This is a genomic window from Sphingobacterium sp. SRCM116780, from assembly GCF_021442025.1.
Classification (GTDB): domain Bacteria; phylum Bacteroidota; class Bacteroidia; order Sphingobacteriales; family Sphingobacteriaceae; genus Sphingobacterium.
This window is the reverse complement of sequence record NZ_CP090446.1, coordinates 3,300,456-3,315,576: the sequence shown is the minus strand read 5'-3', so window position 1 is coordinate 3,315,576 and position 15,121 is coordinate 3,300,456. Positions and strand designations below refer to the sequence as shown.

General features: G+C 33.1%; 13 protein-coding genes. 8 read left to right on the top strand and 5 right to left on the bottom strand.

Annotation, left to right across the window (positions count from 1 at the left end):
- The first annotated feature begins 8 nt into the window (after positions 1-8).
- Positions 9-1,160, top strand: a complete 1,152-nt coding sequence (gene gmd / locus LZQ00_RS14200) for a GDP-mannose 4,6-dehydratase (protein WP_234509935.1) — start codon at positions 9-11, stop codon at positions 1,158-1,160.
- Positions 1,161-1,278: 118 nt separating this feature from the next.
- On the top strand, positions 1,279-2,202 hold the full coding sequence (locus LZQ00_RS14195) for a hypothetical protein (RefSeq protein ID WP_234509934.1): 924 nt from the start codon (positions 1,279-1,281) through the stop codon (positions 2,200-2,202).
- Positions 2,203-2,413: 211 nt separating this feature from the next.
- On the opposite strand, the gene LZQ00_RS14190 is transcribed toward LZQ00_RS14195, so the two are convergent.
- The 5 genes from LZQ00_RS14190 to LZQ00_RS14170 all read right to left on the bottom strand — a co-directional run bounded on the left by LZQ00_RS14190 (position 2,414) and on the right by LZQ00_RS14170 (position 10,641).
- Positions 2,414-6,037: an ATP-binding protein gene (locus tag LZQ00_RS14190; RefSeq protein ID WP_234509933.1), complete on the bottom strand. Its 3,624-nt coding sequence runs from the start codon at positions 6,035-6,037 to the stop codon at positions 2,414-2,416.
- 221 nt (positions 6,038-6,258) lie between these two features.
- The gene (locus tag LZQ00_RS14185; RefSeq protein ID WP_234509932.1) at positions 6,259-7,032 is read right to left on the bottom strand and encodes a succinate dehydrogenase/fumarate reductase iron-sulfur subunit; all 774 of its coding nucleotides are present in this window, start codon (positions 7,030-7,032) and stop codon (positions 6,259-6,261) included.
- 87 nt (positions 7,033-7,119) lie between these two features.
- Positions 7,120-9,054, bottom strand: a complete 1,935-nt coding sequence (locus tag LZQ00_RS14180) for a fumarate reductase/succinate dehydrogenase flavoprotein subunit (protein ID WP_234509931.1) — start codon at positions 9,052-9,054, stop codon at positions 7,120-7,122.
- Between the two features lie 53 nt (positions 9,055-9,107).
- Complete coding sequence (locus tag LZQ00_RS14175) at positions 9,108-9,878, bottom strand: succinate dehydrogenase cytochrome b subunit (protein WP_234509930.1); 771 nt, start codon at positions 9,876-9,878, stop codon at positions 9,108-9,110.
- 163 nt (positions 9,879-10,041) lie between these two features.
- Positions 10,042-10,641, bottom strand: coding sequence for a porin family protein (locus LZQ00_RS14170; protein ID WP_234509929.1), 600 nt, complete (start codon positions 10,639-10,641; stop codon positions 10,042-10,044).
- Positions 10,642-10,724: 83 nt separating this feature from the next.
- On the opposite strand from LZQ00_RS14170, the gene LZQ00_RS14165 reads away from it, so the two are divergent.
- The 6 genes from LZQ00_RS14165 (at position 10,725) to pruA (ending at position 15,000) form a co-directional block, all read left to right on the top strand.
- The gene (locus tag LZQ00_RS14165) at positions 10,725-10,940 is read left to right on the top strand and encodes a hypothetical protein (RefSeq protein ID WP_234509928.1); all 216 of its coding nucleotides are present in this window, start codon (positions 10,725-10,727) and stop codon (positions 10,938-10,940) included.
- Entirely contained in the window at positions 10,940-11,278 is a 339-nt protein-coding gene (locus LZQ00_RS14160; RefSeq protein WP_234509927.1) for a tRNA-binding protein, read from the top strand. Before LZQ00_RS14165 ends, LZQ00_RS14160 begins: the two co-directional genes overlap by 1 nt.
- Before the next feature lie 3 nt (positions 11,279-11,281).
- Positions 11,282-11,749, top strand: a complete 468-nt coding sequence (locus tag LZQ00_RS14155; RefSeq protein WP_234509926.1) for a nucleoside deaminase — start codon at positions 11,282-11,284, stop codon at positions 11,747-11,749.
- 102 nt (positions 11,750-11,851) lie between these two features.
- On the top strand, positions 11,852-12,460 hold the full coding sequence (locus LZQ00_RS14150) for a superoxide dismutase (RefSeq protein ID WP_234509925.1): 609 nt from the start codon (positions 11,852-11,854) through the stop codon (positions 12,458-12,460).
- 181 nt (positions 12,461-12,641) lie between these two features.
- Positions 12,642-13,265 carry a peptide-methionine (S)-S-oxide reductase MsrA gene (gene msrA, locus LZQ00_RS14145; RefSeq protein WP_234509924.1) on the top strand — a complete coding sequence of 208 codons (624 nt, stop codon included), beginning with the start codon at positions 12,642-12,644 and terminating at the stop codon, positions 13,263-13,265.
- Positions 13,266-13,362: 97 nt separating this feature from the next.
- Positions 13,363-15,000: an L-glutamate gamma-semialdehyde dehydrogenase gene (pruA, locus tag LZQ00_RS14140; RefSeq protein WP_234509923.1), complete on the top strand. Its 1,638-nt coding sequence runs from the start codon at positions 13,363-13,365 to the stop codon at positions 14,998-15,000.
- The last annotated feature ends 121 nt before the right edge of the window (positions 15,001-15,121 follow it).

The window sequence follows — 15,121 nt, the reverse complement described above, 5'->3', positions numbered from 1 at the left end:
AGGATACAATGTCAGAAAGTAAAGCAAAAATAGCCTTAATAACAGGAATTACTGGACAGGATGGAGCATACCTTGCAGAGTTTTTACTTAAAAAAGGATATGTTGTACATGGATTGAAAAGAAGAAGTTCTCTTTTTAATACAGGTCAGATTGATCATTTGTACCAAGATCTTCATACAGATTCTTGTAATTTAAAATTACATTTTGGAGATTTAACAGACTCAACCAATTTAATTCGTGTTATTCAAGAGATACAACCTGATGAAATCTATAATTTGGCAGCTCAATCTCATGTAAAAGTGAGTTTTGATATGGCTGAATATACTGCTAATGTAGATGGATTAGGAACATTACGTATTTTAGAAGCTGTGCGTTTGTTAGGGATGATGAAAAAATGTCGCATTTACCAAGCTTCTACATCCGAACTTTATGGAATGGTACAAGAAGTCCCTCAGCGTGAGCGAACTCCTTTTTATCCACGTAGTCCTTATGCTGTTGCAAAGATGTATGATTATTGGATTACGGTCAATTATCGCGAGGCTTATAACATGTATGCATGTAATGGCATTTTGTTTAATCATGAAAGTCCCTCACGTGGAGAAACATTTGTTACTCGAAAAATAACAAGGGGAGTAGCTAAGATTGCATTGGGTTTACAAGACAAATTATATTTAGGAAACTTATCTGCCCAACGAGATTGGGGACATGCGAAGGATTATGTAGAGGCAATGTGGCTTATTCTACAACAAGACATTCCAGCGGACTATGTCATTGCAACGGGAGTTGCGACTTCTGTACGCAACTTTGTCAGGCTGAGCTTTGCTGAGTTAGGTATAGAGGTTGAATTTAGTGGTAAAGGTGAGATGGAAAAAGGAGTAATCATTGATGTTGATGAAGATCGGTTAGCGGAGCTGAATATTGATAAAGAGCATATTAAATTTGGACAGACTGTTGTTAGAGTCGATCCAGCATATTATCGCCCTACTGAAGTAGAATTGTTAATTGGCGACCCAACAAAGGCACAAACAAAATTAGGATGGAAACCTAAATATGATTTAGCTATGTTGATTACAGAGATGGTGCAGTCAGATTTGCAAATGATGCGAAAAGAAGAATACTTAAAAAATGGGAGCTTTCAAATTTTGAATTATTTTGAATAAAGATTCAATTTTATTATATTAATATTCTGAAAATCAGAATTTGGAATAATATTTGATGTAGTAAATTATATCTACAGTACTATGAATAGTAGTCAAATTATAATGGAATTCAAGTGTAATGGAAACTGAATTAATAAAAGAAAATAAACAGCCAGAAATAAAAAAAAATACATCGAAAGTTTATTTTTTTATAATAGCAATCGCTGCGCTAGTTGCTACGAATGTTTATTTTTATGTTAAATTTAAATCTTCTGGAGAGAAAGTATACGCACTTACAGTTGAAAAGGAAAATCTTGAAGTTGAAATAGATCGTATCGAGGCTGAATTGGATAAAATGAAGAATGATAATATTCAATTATCTCCATCTTTAATAGAAAAAGAACACGATGCTAGAACTAAAATAATCGATTTAAGAACTAAACTAGCCAAGAAAGAATTAACGCAAACAGAAATAGATCGTGCTCAATCGACGATCAGCACTTTAAAAAGTCAAGTAGCATACTTTAGTTTAGACGTCGATCGCCTTATTCAGGAGAATAAAATATTAGCAGAAAAGAATAATGCATTGCAAACCGAAGTCTCAGAATCTTCCAGTAAAATTTCAGTATTAGAGAGTTCCAATAATACATTAACTTCAAAAGTAAATGCCGCAGCTGCACTCAAGGTTTCTAATATAACTGTGTATGGTTTACAAGAAAAAAGAAATAACAAAGTAGAAGTTGAGGAAAAAGCAAAAAGAATTGATAAACTGGGTGTTAATTTTACTATTGCTGATAATACATTAGCGAAGTTAGGGAATAAAGATATTTTTATTCGAATTATTGACCCACAAGGTAATTTAATTGTCAATCAAGAGGATAATACCTTTTTTGTTCACGGTGAAAAATTACAATATACTTTTAAACATACTTTAGATTTCACAAATAATGGAGAAGAATATTCGTTGTATTGGAAAGGAGATAAGTTTATCAAAGGAGCTTATACTGTGCTCTTATATTCTGATAATGCAATCATGGGTAGATCGACTATTGTTTTAAAATAGATTCCTATTATAAAGGCTTTTTGAGCCTTAAAAAAAGAGCGACAATTAATGTCGCTCTTTTTTTTCTAAAGGCTAGTTTTTCTAATCAGAAAACCAGCCTTATAATTTCGTTGTAATGTGTGTTATAGTGTTATATATGAGAGTCAGGTTTCTATATCATTTGCCAATTATAACTTTTCATTAGATGTTCTAAATCACCTCTGTGTATAAATTATACGTTTTTGTATTTTGGTAAAACAATATGAAATGTAGTCCCCTGATTTTCTATAGAATCAAATTGTACAGATCCACCCATAGCTTCTATTGTTTTCTTTACAAATACTAGGCCCAGTCCTGTACCAGAACTTTTCGTTGTGAAATTAATTTGGAAAATTTGCTTTCTCATTTCTTGAGGAATACCAACTCCATTATCTTTTATTTTGACATCATAAGTTTCATTTTCGCCGTTTGATATACTAATATCAATTTTAATTTTTCTCTTTCCATACCCAGCTTCTATAGCATTTTTTAATAGATTATTGAATGTCCTTAATAATTGATCGCGATCGGCTTCTACAAATAAATATTGATCATTGGTTTGGTTTATCAAATTAATCTGAGCTAAAGGATTTTGTATATAAACATTGATGGACTTATTCAGCTTTTCTAACAGATTAACTTTCTCGTATTTGGTGTCAGGTAATTTTGCAAAAGCTGAAAATTCTTTAGCTATATAGTTTAGGCTATCAATTTGTTCAATAAAAGAGGTTGTAAATCGCTTAAATCGTTCCTCAAATTTAACATCATTATCATTATATGATCTTATTAATTGTTGAATGCCAAGTTTCATTGGAGTCAAAGGGTTTTTGATTTCATGTGCTATTTGTTGCGCCATTTCACGCCAAGTAGATTCCCTTTCATTATCTTTTATTTTATTTGCATAATCCTCTAATTTCAATATCATTAGATTATATTCTTTTATTAATCTTCCTATTTCATCATTTCTCTGCCAAAATAATGGTTCATTTTGTTGTCCTAAATTTGTTTGAGCTAGTTTTTTACTAATTAGATTTAATGGCTCAGTGATTTTATTCGCTACAAACGCTGCGTAAAATCCAAACCCTATTATAATCAAGGAGTATATATTGATTAATGTATTTAATAATAGATTTTGATTTAAGTTGTCATCTTTTTGTGCATTGAAATTAGGGATTCCTAAGTAGGCTATTGTCGCGTAATTTTCATCTCTAATTGTTGCATAGCTAGATTCATATTTAAAATCTCCAGCAGTTTCTTCTTCTATTGTCTCTGATTTTTTTAAAAGAGATAATTTTCTGAATGCATTTGCATTAATGTATGTTGATAAAATATTTAAATCATAAATTTTAGGTTGTGAGCTATACAATAACCGACCAGATTTAGAATACAAAGAGAAATCCTTGGCTAATGATTCAGATAGTAATTTGAGATAGTGGATTAGTTTTTCTTCTCTTTCTTCGGAAGTAGATGCGGTACTGATAATATTTTCCAACCGCTTGCTAATATCAGAAATTGTTTTTTCTCTTGCCAAAGTATTATTGTAAGAAAGTTGCATATTAATACTGACAAAGGATATAATTCCTGATATTAAAATCGCTGATATAATAGAAGAGATAAATAGGGTTTGAATTCTAGAGCTATATTGTATGGTATTAATTAAGAACAAATAGTGATATTTTATACTCCTAATTTTAAAGGATTTATTCTTTAAAATATTGTACATATAATTAATGACACTATATGAGGAGAAAAAAACAAATAGTATAAGGAATAAGAATGACCCTGTAGCTAAATATTCCCAAGCAGTTTCTTGCGGATTACTAACTAAAAATGTAGTATGGTTATTAGGCTTATACATAACATGGAAATAATTATCCTTGCCAGTCAGTATGATATACTCCCCCAATTTATTTGGATAATCTTTATCCGTATTTGGATAATTGTACTTTCCATATTGGGTAATTAAATTTCCATCTTTAAATAGTGCAATTGAACTATTATTATAGGATTGTACTTCAATATTGCTTAATCTAGAATCTACTAATATTTCCGGATAAGGTAAAGTATAATTGAAAGATCTATTTTTCAAATTAAGATATAAGGAAATATTGTTTTGATTATCAATAGGAAAATTAAGGATCGAAAAGTATTCATGTGTCCCCAATTCACTATTTAGTCTATAAAAACTATCACTAATTTTTAATGAGTTTTTAATTACTTTCTCTCTATATTCCGCTACTTTATTGTTTTTAAGATGTTCAAGTTCTTTATGATTATTATTATAATAAAATCCAATGAACTCATATTTGGATAGGTACCCACTAAAATATTTGTGTTCGATATATTCATTAATCGTTTTTGTATTGGTATTGGGTAAACTAATTTTAAATAGATGTTTTAATTGCTCATCCTTTAATATATCTTTTTCTATATCCGTAAATAACGAAATGGCATTGATATCATCTTCAGCTTCTAACTGACTTAAAAAAATTCTCATATTGTCTAATTTTTTCATTTTGAAAAATTGACCATGACATATGGAGAAAATAATAGATAAAAGAATAACAACGATGATATGTGTAGCAAGTTTGAATCTTGTTCTTAATAATACATTAAAAGATCTGGTAAGAATGATTAATCCCAATAAAATGTTAATCAAGCCATTATTTTCTGTTAATAGTGTTCCGATTAAGATGAATGTAATTAGGCAGCTAAGATGTATATTAATTAAGATTGTTTCCGATATCTCCAATTTCATAATGATATATATAAGAATATCGATGTATAAAATTAGTGTCACTAAACTCAAGCATAATATAAAAAGATCAATCCAAGTGTATGAGTTTAACTCTACGAGTTTTGTAAAATCAACAGCATTGGTTGTAGAATGAGTTATTAATGTTCCTAATGTGTTATATAATAAAGTGAAAACAAAATAGATACTTAGTATTGAAATAATAGCAAGACCAATTTTTAGCGGTTTTCTCTTAAAATACCTTTTAATATCAAATTTGCGTTTAATGTTATGAAGAAATAGAATGAAAAGAAAACAGAAAAAAACGGTAATTAGTAATCCCCAAATATTTGGAAACAAATAATTATAAGCATAATTTTTGGGGTTAAATATACCTAGATTGGCGTGAATACTTAACCAATTTGAATTGAGGTCTATATATCTTAATGTTATTAAGGCGGTTAAGTATAGTAATATAGCGATTATTGCATGTCCCTTATTGGCAATATGTTTTGCGATATTATGGATTAATGTAATAAAGCATATTGCAGCCAGTATCCAAGATAATGTCTGTAAGATGCTGAAAATATTCTGAACTTGATCGGACTTAAGTTTGATAGAAAATAAGTAGGTTTTGTCTTTACTGTATATGTTTTTGATATTACCAGAATCGTTGTAATCTGCAATTTCTATATTATTACTTGTAGAAATTAAAGGCGAAAAGAGCTTTTTAAAATACTCATTGTTAGGATTATAATATTTTTTAATGGTTACATAGGCTAAAATAGTTGTGTTTCCTATTTCTTTTTTCTTTACGATGAAGGTTCTATTGTTTGCAGAGATATAATTAATAGAATTTTGTAGTCCACCATCTGTTAACGGAACAAAAACATTTGAGCTCCAAAGTAAAAGCTCATGATTTTTAAAAATATAAAGCAGAATACCATCCTCTTTATAATATTTATTGAGAATACTATAGGATTGTTCTGGATATTTCTCAGCATTTTTGAGGGTTTTCATTTTAATGGAATCAGCAAACAATTGGTCAATCAAACCTTCCTTTTCATGAAGTTTTGATTCCAAGTTTACCGTTTCTACATTTAAAATATCTTTATTGGAGATGGACTTCTGTAATGTAATAGCAGTAACGATAAAGCTTAACGTAAGCAGTATAAGTAGCAGTCTTATTTTAGAGGATACAGGCACTTTATTATCTTTATTGTGAGAATGAACCGATATATAAATATATAAAAAAAGTCCTTACAAAAAGATTGTAAGGACTTGAGTATGCTTGCGCTATTTTTTTATCCGTGGATATCCTCTTCTCTAAAAAGTTTTGCACCTAAGTACTCACGATTCATACGAGCAATATTTGTCAATTTAATACCTTTTGGACACTCAGCTTCACAAGCACCTGTGTTTGTACAGCTACCAAAACCTTCTGCATCCATTTGATCAACCATTGCTTGAGCACGTTCATAACGTTCTGTTTGACCTTGTGGTAATAATGCAAACTGTGATATTTTAGCTGAAACAAATAACATCGCTGAAGCATTTTTACAAGCAGCAACACAAGCACCACAACCGATACAAGTCGCTGATTCGAATGCCTCATCAGCAATACGTTTCGGGATTAAAATATTATTTGCATCTTGAGCTCCACCTGTATTTACGTTGGTATAACCACCTGCTTGTTGAATACGATCAAATGCCGTACGATCCACTGCCAAATCTTTTAAAACAGGGAAAGCGGCAGCTCTCCAAGGTTCAATGACAATTGTTTGTCCATCATGGAATGAACGCATGTGCAATTGACAAGTAGTGATGCCGTACTTTGGTCCGTGTGGACGTCCATTGATCACTAGTGAACACATTCCACAAATACCTTCGCGACAGTCGTGATCGAAGTAAATAGGATCTTCTCCTTTGCGCGTTAAATCATCATTTACAATATCAAGCATTTCTAAGAATGACATATCGTCAGCGATATCATTTGCTTGTACAGTTACGAATTGACCTTTAGATTTATCGTTTTTTTGACGCCAAACTTTTAGCGTTAAATTCATATGTGCACTCATATCTATATATGATTTGAGATCTGAGATTTGAGATTTGAGATACTAGGATTTTTAACAGTCTATTATCTCATATCTATTATCTCATATCTATTTATAACTTCTTTGTGTTAATTTAACGTTTTCGAAAACTAACTCTTCCTTGTGAAGAACTTCTGGTTGGTTTTCACCTTTATATTCCCAAGCGGACACATAAGTAAACTCTTCGTCAATACGTAAAGCTTCACCTTCTTCAGTTTGTGATTCTAAACGGAAGTGACCACCACAAGATTCTCTACGGTTAAAAGCATCATCAACCATCAATTCTCCTAATTCAATGAAATCTGCAACACGACCAGCTTTCTCAAGTGACATGTTTAGTTCTTCATTTTCACCTAATACTTTTGCATTAGACCAGAATTCTTTTTTAAGATTTTGAATTAATCCTTTAGCTTTAGTTAAACCTTCAGCAGTACGGGCCATACCACAGTATTCCCACATAATCAATCCTAATTCTTTATGAATATCATCCACTGTTTTAGTACCATTCAAAGCTAATAATGCATTGATTCTTGCTTCCACCTCTTTACGAGTTTGTTCAAAAGCAGGATGGTTTTTATCTACTGGTGCAAATGAACCTAATTTAGCTAAGTAATCACCCACAGTGTAAGGAATAACAAAGTAACCATCAGATAATCCTTGCATCAATGCAGAAGCACCTAGACGGTTCGCTCCATGGTCTGAGAAATTACATTCTCCTAATGCATATAATCCTGGGATTGTTGTCATCAAGTTGTAATCAACCCATATACCACCCATTGTATAGTGAACAGCAGGATAAATACGCATTGGTTGTTTGTAAGGATTTTCGTCTGTAATTTGATAATACATGTCGAACAAATTACCATACTTTTCACGTACAGTATCTTCACCTAAACGGCCAATCGCTTCTGCAAAATCTAAGAACACTGCGACACCTGTTTTACCAACACCACGACCTTCGTCCACTGCTTCTTTAGCATTACGAGAAGCTACATCACGTGGGACTAAGTTACCAAACGAAGGATATTTACGTTCCAAGAAGTAATCTCTATCCTCTTCTTTGATATCAACAGCTTTTAATTCTCCTTTTTGAAGTTTTTGCGCTAATTCAACAGTTTTAGGGACCCATACACGACCATCATTACGCAACGACTCTGACATCAATGTTAATTTTGACTGGTGGTCACCAGTAACAGGAATACAAGTTGGGTGAATTTGTGTATAACAAGGATTAGCAAATAAAGCACCACGTTTGTGTGCTCTCCATGCCGCTGTTACGTTACAACCCATTGCGTTAGTAGATAGGAAGAATACGTTACCATATCCACCAGTACACATCAATACTGCGTGACCTTCGTGTGTTTCGATTTTACCAGTAACTAAATCACGAGTGACAATACCACGAGCTTGTCCATCAATTTGAACAAGGTCAAGCATCTCATGACGAGTGTATGATTTTACTTTACCTTTATGAATTTGACGATTTAATGCTGAATATGCACCTAATAATAATTGTTGTCCAGTTTGACCACGTGCATAGAATGTACGTGATACTTGAGCTCCACCAAAAGAACGGTTATCTAACAAACCACCATATTCTCGAGCGAAAGGAACACCTTGCGCTACACATTGATCGATAATATTTGTTGATACTTCAGCTAAGCGATACACGTTTGCTTCACGTGCACGGTAGTCACCACCTTTAATCGTATCATAGAATAGACGAAAAACAGAGTCACCGTCATTTTGATAATCTTTTGCAGCATTAATACCCCCTTGAGCAGCAATTGAGTGTGCTCGACGAGGTGAATCTTGATAACAGAAAGTTTTTACATTGTAACCTAACTCTGCTAAAGAAGCGGCTGCAGAAGCTCCAGCTAATCCTGTCCCAACAACGATAATTGTGAATTTACGTTTGTTAGCAGGGTTAACCAGCTTCATTTCAAATTTATGTTTTGACCATTTTTCGGCCAATGGGCCTGCTGGTACTTTTGAATCTAACATATCTTATATTTTATTTATTAGATGTTGCTTAATAGCGCTATCCTAAAATATTGTTAACGGAAATAGAAATATAATGGCATCGCTGCAAATAGAATTGGAATAATCACACCAAATACCCATACACCGATAAATCGAACCAATCCAATATATTTTCTGTGATTGAATCCAACAGTTTGGAAAGCCGATTGAAATCCATGAATCAAGTGAAATGCTAAAGCAGCCATTGCGATAACATATAATGCTACTAAAGCCACATTTTTAAATGCGAAGTCAACTTGCTTGTACAAGTCACGTGCTTTTACAATTTCTACACCATTTTCACTAACCAAGGAGTAATCATGAAAATCTGAAGCTTGGATCTCTTGGCTGGTTGTAATACCAGTCGACAAATCTGTACGATACTCGATATAAGGTGTTTGGTCATTGTGGTATTTCCACCAAAAATTCGACATATGCGTCGCCAAAAATACCAATATAACAGTACCTAAAATTCCCATATTGCGCGAATTCCATTTACTGTTCGCTTTTCCATCATAAGATGCATATCCAATAGGACGTGCAGCCTTATTTTTCATTGAAATCACGATAGCATAGATCACATGGATGATCACAGAAGCGTACAATAAATAAGATACCACCTTAATAGGTGTAAAATGCGTCATGAAATAGGCGTACTTGTTGAACGCTAAACCCGCGTCATCTTTAAATAACTGCAAGTTTCCAATCAAGTGAACAATTAGGAACGTACATAAGAAAAGTCCCGTTAAGCTCATGATTAGCTTCTTCCCGATTGAAGAACTTAAAACTGGCTTTGATTTACTCATTATCCTTTGTAATTTAATTTTAATTAGGCAAATCTACCATTTGATATTAAATATGATACAATTTTGACAAGAAAAAGAAGTAATTTAGAACAATTCTAAACCAGATATGAAAAAGGCTCGCTATTTTTAATAACGAGCCTTTTAAATTAAAGTATTTTGTAGCTTATAGGCTGAATAATTTGTATCCCAATCCTATACTCCACATGTTAATTTTTGTTTTTTCTGTATTGTCTTTTTGGATGTTGTTCAATCCAAGCTCATAACGTAAGTCTACACGTAAACTAGATATATCTACACCCGCTCCAAACGCCCATGATGTTGAATTCTTTTTATAGTTTGAAGTTTTTAAATATGTGCCTATATTTTTATCTTGCTGGTCATCCACCACAAAAGAAAATACAGGTCCAGTATTGATTCGAGCTCCTATTGGACCCAATCCAAAACGTTTGCCTAATAATAGAGGAACATCAACTGTAGTGAATTTTACATTTGTGCTCTCGTTACCATCATTGCTGCTGGCCTGTGTGTTTTTTCCCGTAATATAGACTTCAGGTTGAATGTGAAATCCCAATACACCAATACGTCCATAAACACCAGCTTGGTAACCAACCTTATTATCAGAGTTAAAGAATTCGCCTTCACTTTTTAATTTAGAGAAATTTAAGGCTCCTTTTAAGCCAATTTCCACACCGGGCAATAATTGAGCTTTTGCCGTGCCCATACTTGCACATAACAAGAGTAATACTGGTAAAATGTTTTTCATAATTTTTATTTTCTATAAAGTTGTATCTTTAATTAAACTTTTGAAAAAGTTCATAAATATACACAAATTTTATACCTAATAATATGATAACGTTTAAAATTGCAAAATCTGATTGGCATATGGCAAAAGAAAAAATAAGAAGAAAATACAACCATCTGAATGATGCAGATTTGGACTTTGAAGAAGGACAAGAAGAACAACTTATTCAACATTTGATGTCGCGTTTGCATAGAAACCGTGAATATATTTTATTTACTTTGTCCAAATCATTAAATAATATAGAAAGTAATCGTTTATAATGGAAGAAATATCTTGGACTGATTTTGAAAAAGTAGACTTACGTGTTGGTACAATCCTTCAGGTAGAGGATTTTCCAAAAGCGAGAAAACCAGCTTATCAGTTAACGATCGACTTTGGTGTTACTTTGGGTATTAAACAAAGCAGTGCTCAAATAGTAGTACATTATACAAAAGAACAGTTGATTGGAAGGCAAGTTGTAGCAGTAATAAATTTCCCAAGAAAGCAAATTGCGAATTTCTTTTCAGAATGTTTAGTTACTGGATTTGCGGATGAGAATGGGGACATTATTTTGACAACTGTAGAAAAGAAAGTACCGAACGGTGCGAAATTAATTTAAATCATGCGTTATATAGATTTTGAGGGAACATCTGTAGATAATGCAGATGAATTTTTTATGCAACAGGCGTTAAAAGAAGCAAAATTGGCGTTTGATGAAGGTGAGGTACCTATTGGTGCAGTGATTGTTCATAAAGGTAATATTATTGGTAGAGGTCATAATTTGACTCAACGCTTAAATGATGTCACCGCACATGCAGAAATGCAAGCTTTCACAGCAGCAGCAAATCACTTAGGAGGTAAATATTTGATAGATTGTACACTCTATGTGACAATAGAGCCATGTGTGATGTGTGCGGGTGCAGCTTACTGGACGCACATATCCAGAATTGTATTTGGCGCTAAAGACGAGAAGAGAGGTTACTCACATTTTCATAATAAAATTCTTCATCCGAAAACAACTGTTGAATCGGGAAAGCTTGAAGAAGATTGTGCCGAACTCGTTAAATCATTTTTTCGTCAAAAACGATAATAGCCTAGTGATTATTTCACCAATAAACCAAACATAACTGCATTATATACGTTATATTTGTAATAGAAATAAACTTTAAATAAACATAAAAAAATAGCAATTATGGCATTTGAATTAGAAGCGTTACCATACGCAGCAGACGCATTGGAACCACATATTGATAAAACTACTATGGAAATCCACCATGATAGACATCATCAAGCTTACGTTGACAACTTAAACAAAGCAATCGCTGGTACAGATGCAGAAAGTTTGTCTTTAGACGATATCGTAAAAAATATTAGTAAATACCCTGCGGCAGTTCGTAACAATGGTGGCGGACATTACAATCACAAGTTATTTTGGACAGTATTAGGTCCAAATGCTGGTGGTGAACCAACTGGTGATTTAGCAAATGCTATTAACGAAACTTTTGGATCTTTTGCGGAATTGAAAACACAATTACAGAATGCTGGAGCTACTCGTTTTGGGTCAGGTTGGTCTTGGTTAATTGTCAATGCGGAAGGTAAATTACAAGTAACATCTACACCAAATCAAGATAATCCATTGATGGATGTTGCCGAAGTAAAAGGTACTCCAATTTTAGGTATCGACGTTTGGGAGCATGCTTATTACTTGAAGTTCCAAAATAAACGTCCAGCTTATTTGGAAGAAATCTTCAATGTAATCAACTGGGATGCTGTAGCAAAAAATTATGCTGCTGCTAAATAATTTTAGTCGTTATAATTTAGCGAAAAAAGCGGTAAAATTTTAAAATTTTACCGCTTTTTTTATGATAATCTGTTGTTTACCTAAAGTAAGCTTTTATTGCTATGAATAAATACAAGAGGATTTTATTAAAGAAATAAATATGAAAAAAATGTACAAATTGTCTTTTTTTACCACTTTGATAATGACTTTTAGTCTTTGGGCTTCCTGTCAATCTAAGATTACAAAAAAAGCAACTGATTCTTTTGCTCATTTGCCAGAATCACAACAAGGAAAATTGGATACTGCAACTTTTGCAGGAGGATGTTTTTGGTGTGTGGAAGCTCAGTTTAAAACATTAGACGGGGTAAAAAAAGTCATTTCTGGTTATACGGGAGGGGAAGTCAAAAATCCAACCTATTCACAGGTCAGTACAGGAGCTACTGGGCATGCAGAAGCGATCAATGTGTTATATGATCCTAAAAAAATTACATTCGATAAGCTACTGGAAGCATTTTTTATAGCACATGATCCTACACAATTAAATCGTCAAGGAAATGATGTTGGTACACAATATCGGTCAGCAATTTTTATACATGACAAACAGCAATTAGATAAGGTAAAGTATTACTTAAAAAAAATGGAGGAAGAGAAACTCTATGATCGACCTATTGTGACAGAAATTAATGCTTTTAAGGTTTTTTATCCAGCAGAAGATTATCATCAAAATTACTACGCTAATAATAAAAATGAAAGCTATTGTCAGTACGTGATTAAACCAAAATTGGAAAAGTTTAAACATATTTTTACCAGTACAACCAAAGACTAATTGAATAATTGGAACTAGCATTAAAATCTTGTAAATTTATTCTCAATTTTAATGAATGTATTGAAATTCAGGTTTTTGAAAATATAAAATTATTACTATGATAAAAGGATTTTTTAATGTACCTACCCCTACTAATGAGCCAGTTTACTCATATGCAGTTGGTACTAAAGAGCGTAAATTATTAAAAGCAGCTATTGATGAAGCACGCTCAATACAAACAGATGTTCCAATGTATATTGGAGGTAAGGAAGTTCGTACGGAAAAGAAAATTGCAATCAACCCACCCCACGATCACAAACATGTATTAGGACACTATAGTCAAGGTACAAAAAGTCATGTTATGGATGCAATTAATGCTGCATTAGCAGCTAAAAATGACTGGGAAAACCTTCCTTGGGAAGATCGTGCTGCAATCTTTTTGAAGGCTGCAGAATTAGCTTCTACCAAATATCGTTATAAATTAAACGCTGCAACGATGTTAGGACAATCAAAAAATCCTTATCAAGCAGAAATTGACTCAGCCTGTGAATTCACAGATTTTTTGCGTTTTAATGTTCAGTATATGACTGAAATCTACGCACAACAACCTCCAGTATCTGGTAAAGGAGTTTGGAATCGTGTAGAACAACGTCCATTGGAAGGGTTTGTGTTTGCTTTAACACCTTTTAACTTTACAGCAATCGCAGGAAATTTACCCTCTTGTGTCGCGATGATGGGAAATGTGGTTGTTTGGAAACCATCAAATGCACAGATTTATTCTGCTCATGTATTGATGGAGATCTTCATTGAAGCAGGTCTGCCAGCAGGCGTAATCAATTTAGTATATGTTTCAGGACCTGATGCAGGCGATGTTATCTTCAAACATTCAGATTTTGCAGGTATCCACTTCACAGGTTCTACTGGAGTATTCCAAGATATTTGGAAAACTATAGGAGAAAACATTCACCTTTATAAAACATATCCTAGAATTGTAGGTGAAACTGGAGGTAAAGATTTTATCGTCGTTCACCCAACTGCAGATTTACAAGTAACCAATACAGCATTAGTACGTGGTGCTTTTGAATATCAAGGACAAAAATGTTCAGCAGCTTCTCGTGCTTATGTTCCTGCATCTATGTGGTCAGCTTTAAAAAATGCGATGACTGCAGATGTTAATTCATTCAAGATTGGTGGAACTGAAGACTTCACAAACTTTATCAATGCGGTCATTGATGAGAAATCATTTGATAAAATTGCTAAATACATAGACCGTGCGAAGGAGTCAAATGACGCTGAGGTTGTGATAGGAGGTACTTATGATAAATCTAAAGGTTATTTTATTACACCAACGGTCATTTTAGCTAAAAAATCAGATTATGAAACAATGTCAGAAGAATTATTCGGGCCAGTTTTAACAATTTTTGTGTATGAAGACGAAAAATGGGAAGAGACATTACAGATTGTTGATAAGACATCTATTTATGCGTTAACAGGCTCTGTTATCGCTAAAGATCGTTATGCTATAGCACAAGCAACACATACATTACGCAATGCAGCAGGTAACTTTTATGTAAATGATAAATGTACTGGTGCAGTAGTAGGACAACAACCATTTGGTGGTGCTCGTGGCTCAGGCACTAATGATAAAGCGGGTTCAATGATCAATTTATTACGTTGGGTATCTCCACGTACGATTAAAGAAACCTTTAATCCAGATACAAATTATAAATATCCGTTCTTAGAAGAAGGAGAATAATTACATAAAAAAGGCGTCTATTCATTAGACGCCTTTTTTATAATACGTTTTTGCTGTTTTTTGAAATGCGCTAAATCCTCTCCATGATCTTTATCTGTGGGTATGCCCACAATAGTAAAAG

What these genes read in the sequence shown, in the direction of transcription:
- gmd (WP_234509935.1), top strand. Translation starts at nt 9, where the DNA reads ATGTCAGAAAGTAAAGCAAAAATAGCCTTAATAACAGGAATTACTGGA.
- LZQ00_RS14195 (WP_234509934.1), top strand. Translation starts at nt 1,279, where the DNA reads ATGGAAACTGAATTAATAAAAGAAAATAAACAGCCAGAAATAAAAAAA.
- LZQ00_RS14185 (WP_234509932.1), bottom strand. Translation starts at nt 7,032, where the DNA reads ATGAGTGCACATATGAATTTAACGCTAAAAGTTTGGCGTCAAAAAAAC.
- LZQ00_RS14180 (WP_234509931.1), bottom strand. Translation starts at nt 9,054, where the DNA reads ATGTTAGATTCAAAAGTACCAGCAGGCCCATTGGCCGAAAAATGGTCA.
- LZQ00_RS14175 (WP_234509930.1), bottom strand. Translation starts at nt 9,878, where the DNA reads ATGAGTAAATCAAAGCCAGTTTTAAGTTCTTCAATCGGGAAGAAGCTA.
- LZQ00_RS14170 (WP_234509929.1), bottom strand. Translation starts at nt 10,641, where the DNA reads ATGAAAAACATTTTACCAGTATTACTCTTGTTATGTGCAAGTATGGGC.
- LZQ00_RS14165 (WP_234509928.1), top strand. Translation starts at nt 10,725, where the DNA reads ATGATAACGTTTAAAATTGCAAAATCTGATTGGCATATGGCAAAAGAA.
- LZQ00_RS14160 (WP_234509927.1), top strand. Translation starts at nt 10,940, where the DNA reads ATGGAAGAAATATCTTGGACTGATTTTGAAAAAGTAGACTTACGTGTT.
- LZQ00_RS14155 (WP_234509926.1), top strand. Translation starts at nt 11,282, where the DNA reads ATGCGTTATATAGATTTTGAGGGAACATCTGTAGATAATGCAGATGAA.
- LZQ00_RS14150 (WP_234509925.1), top strand. Translation starts at nt 11,852, where the DNA reads ATGGCATTTGAATTAGAAGCGTTACCATACGCAGCAGACGCATTGGAA.
- msrA (WP_234509924.1), top strand. Translation starts at nt 12,642, where the DNA reads ATGACTTTTAGTCTTTGGGCTTCCTGTCAATCTAAGATTACAAAAAAA.
- pruA (WP_234509923.1), top strand. Translation starts at nt 13,363, where the DNA reads ATGATAAAAGGATTTTTTAATGTACCTACCCCTACTAATGAGCCAGTT.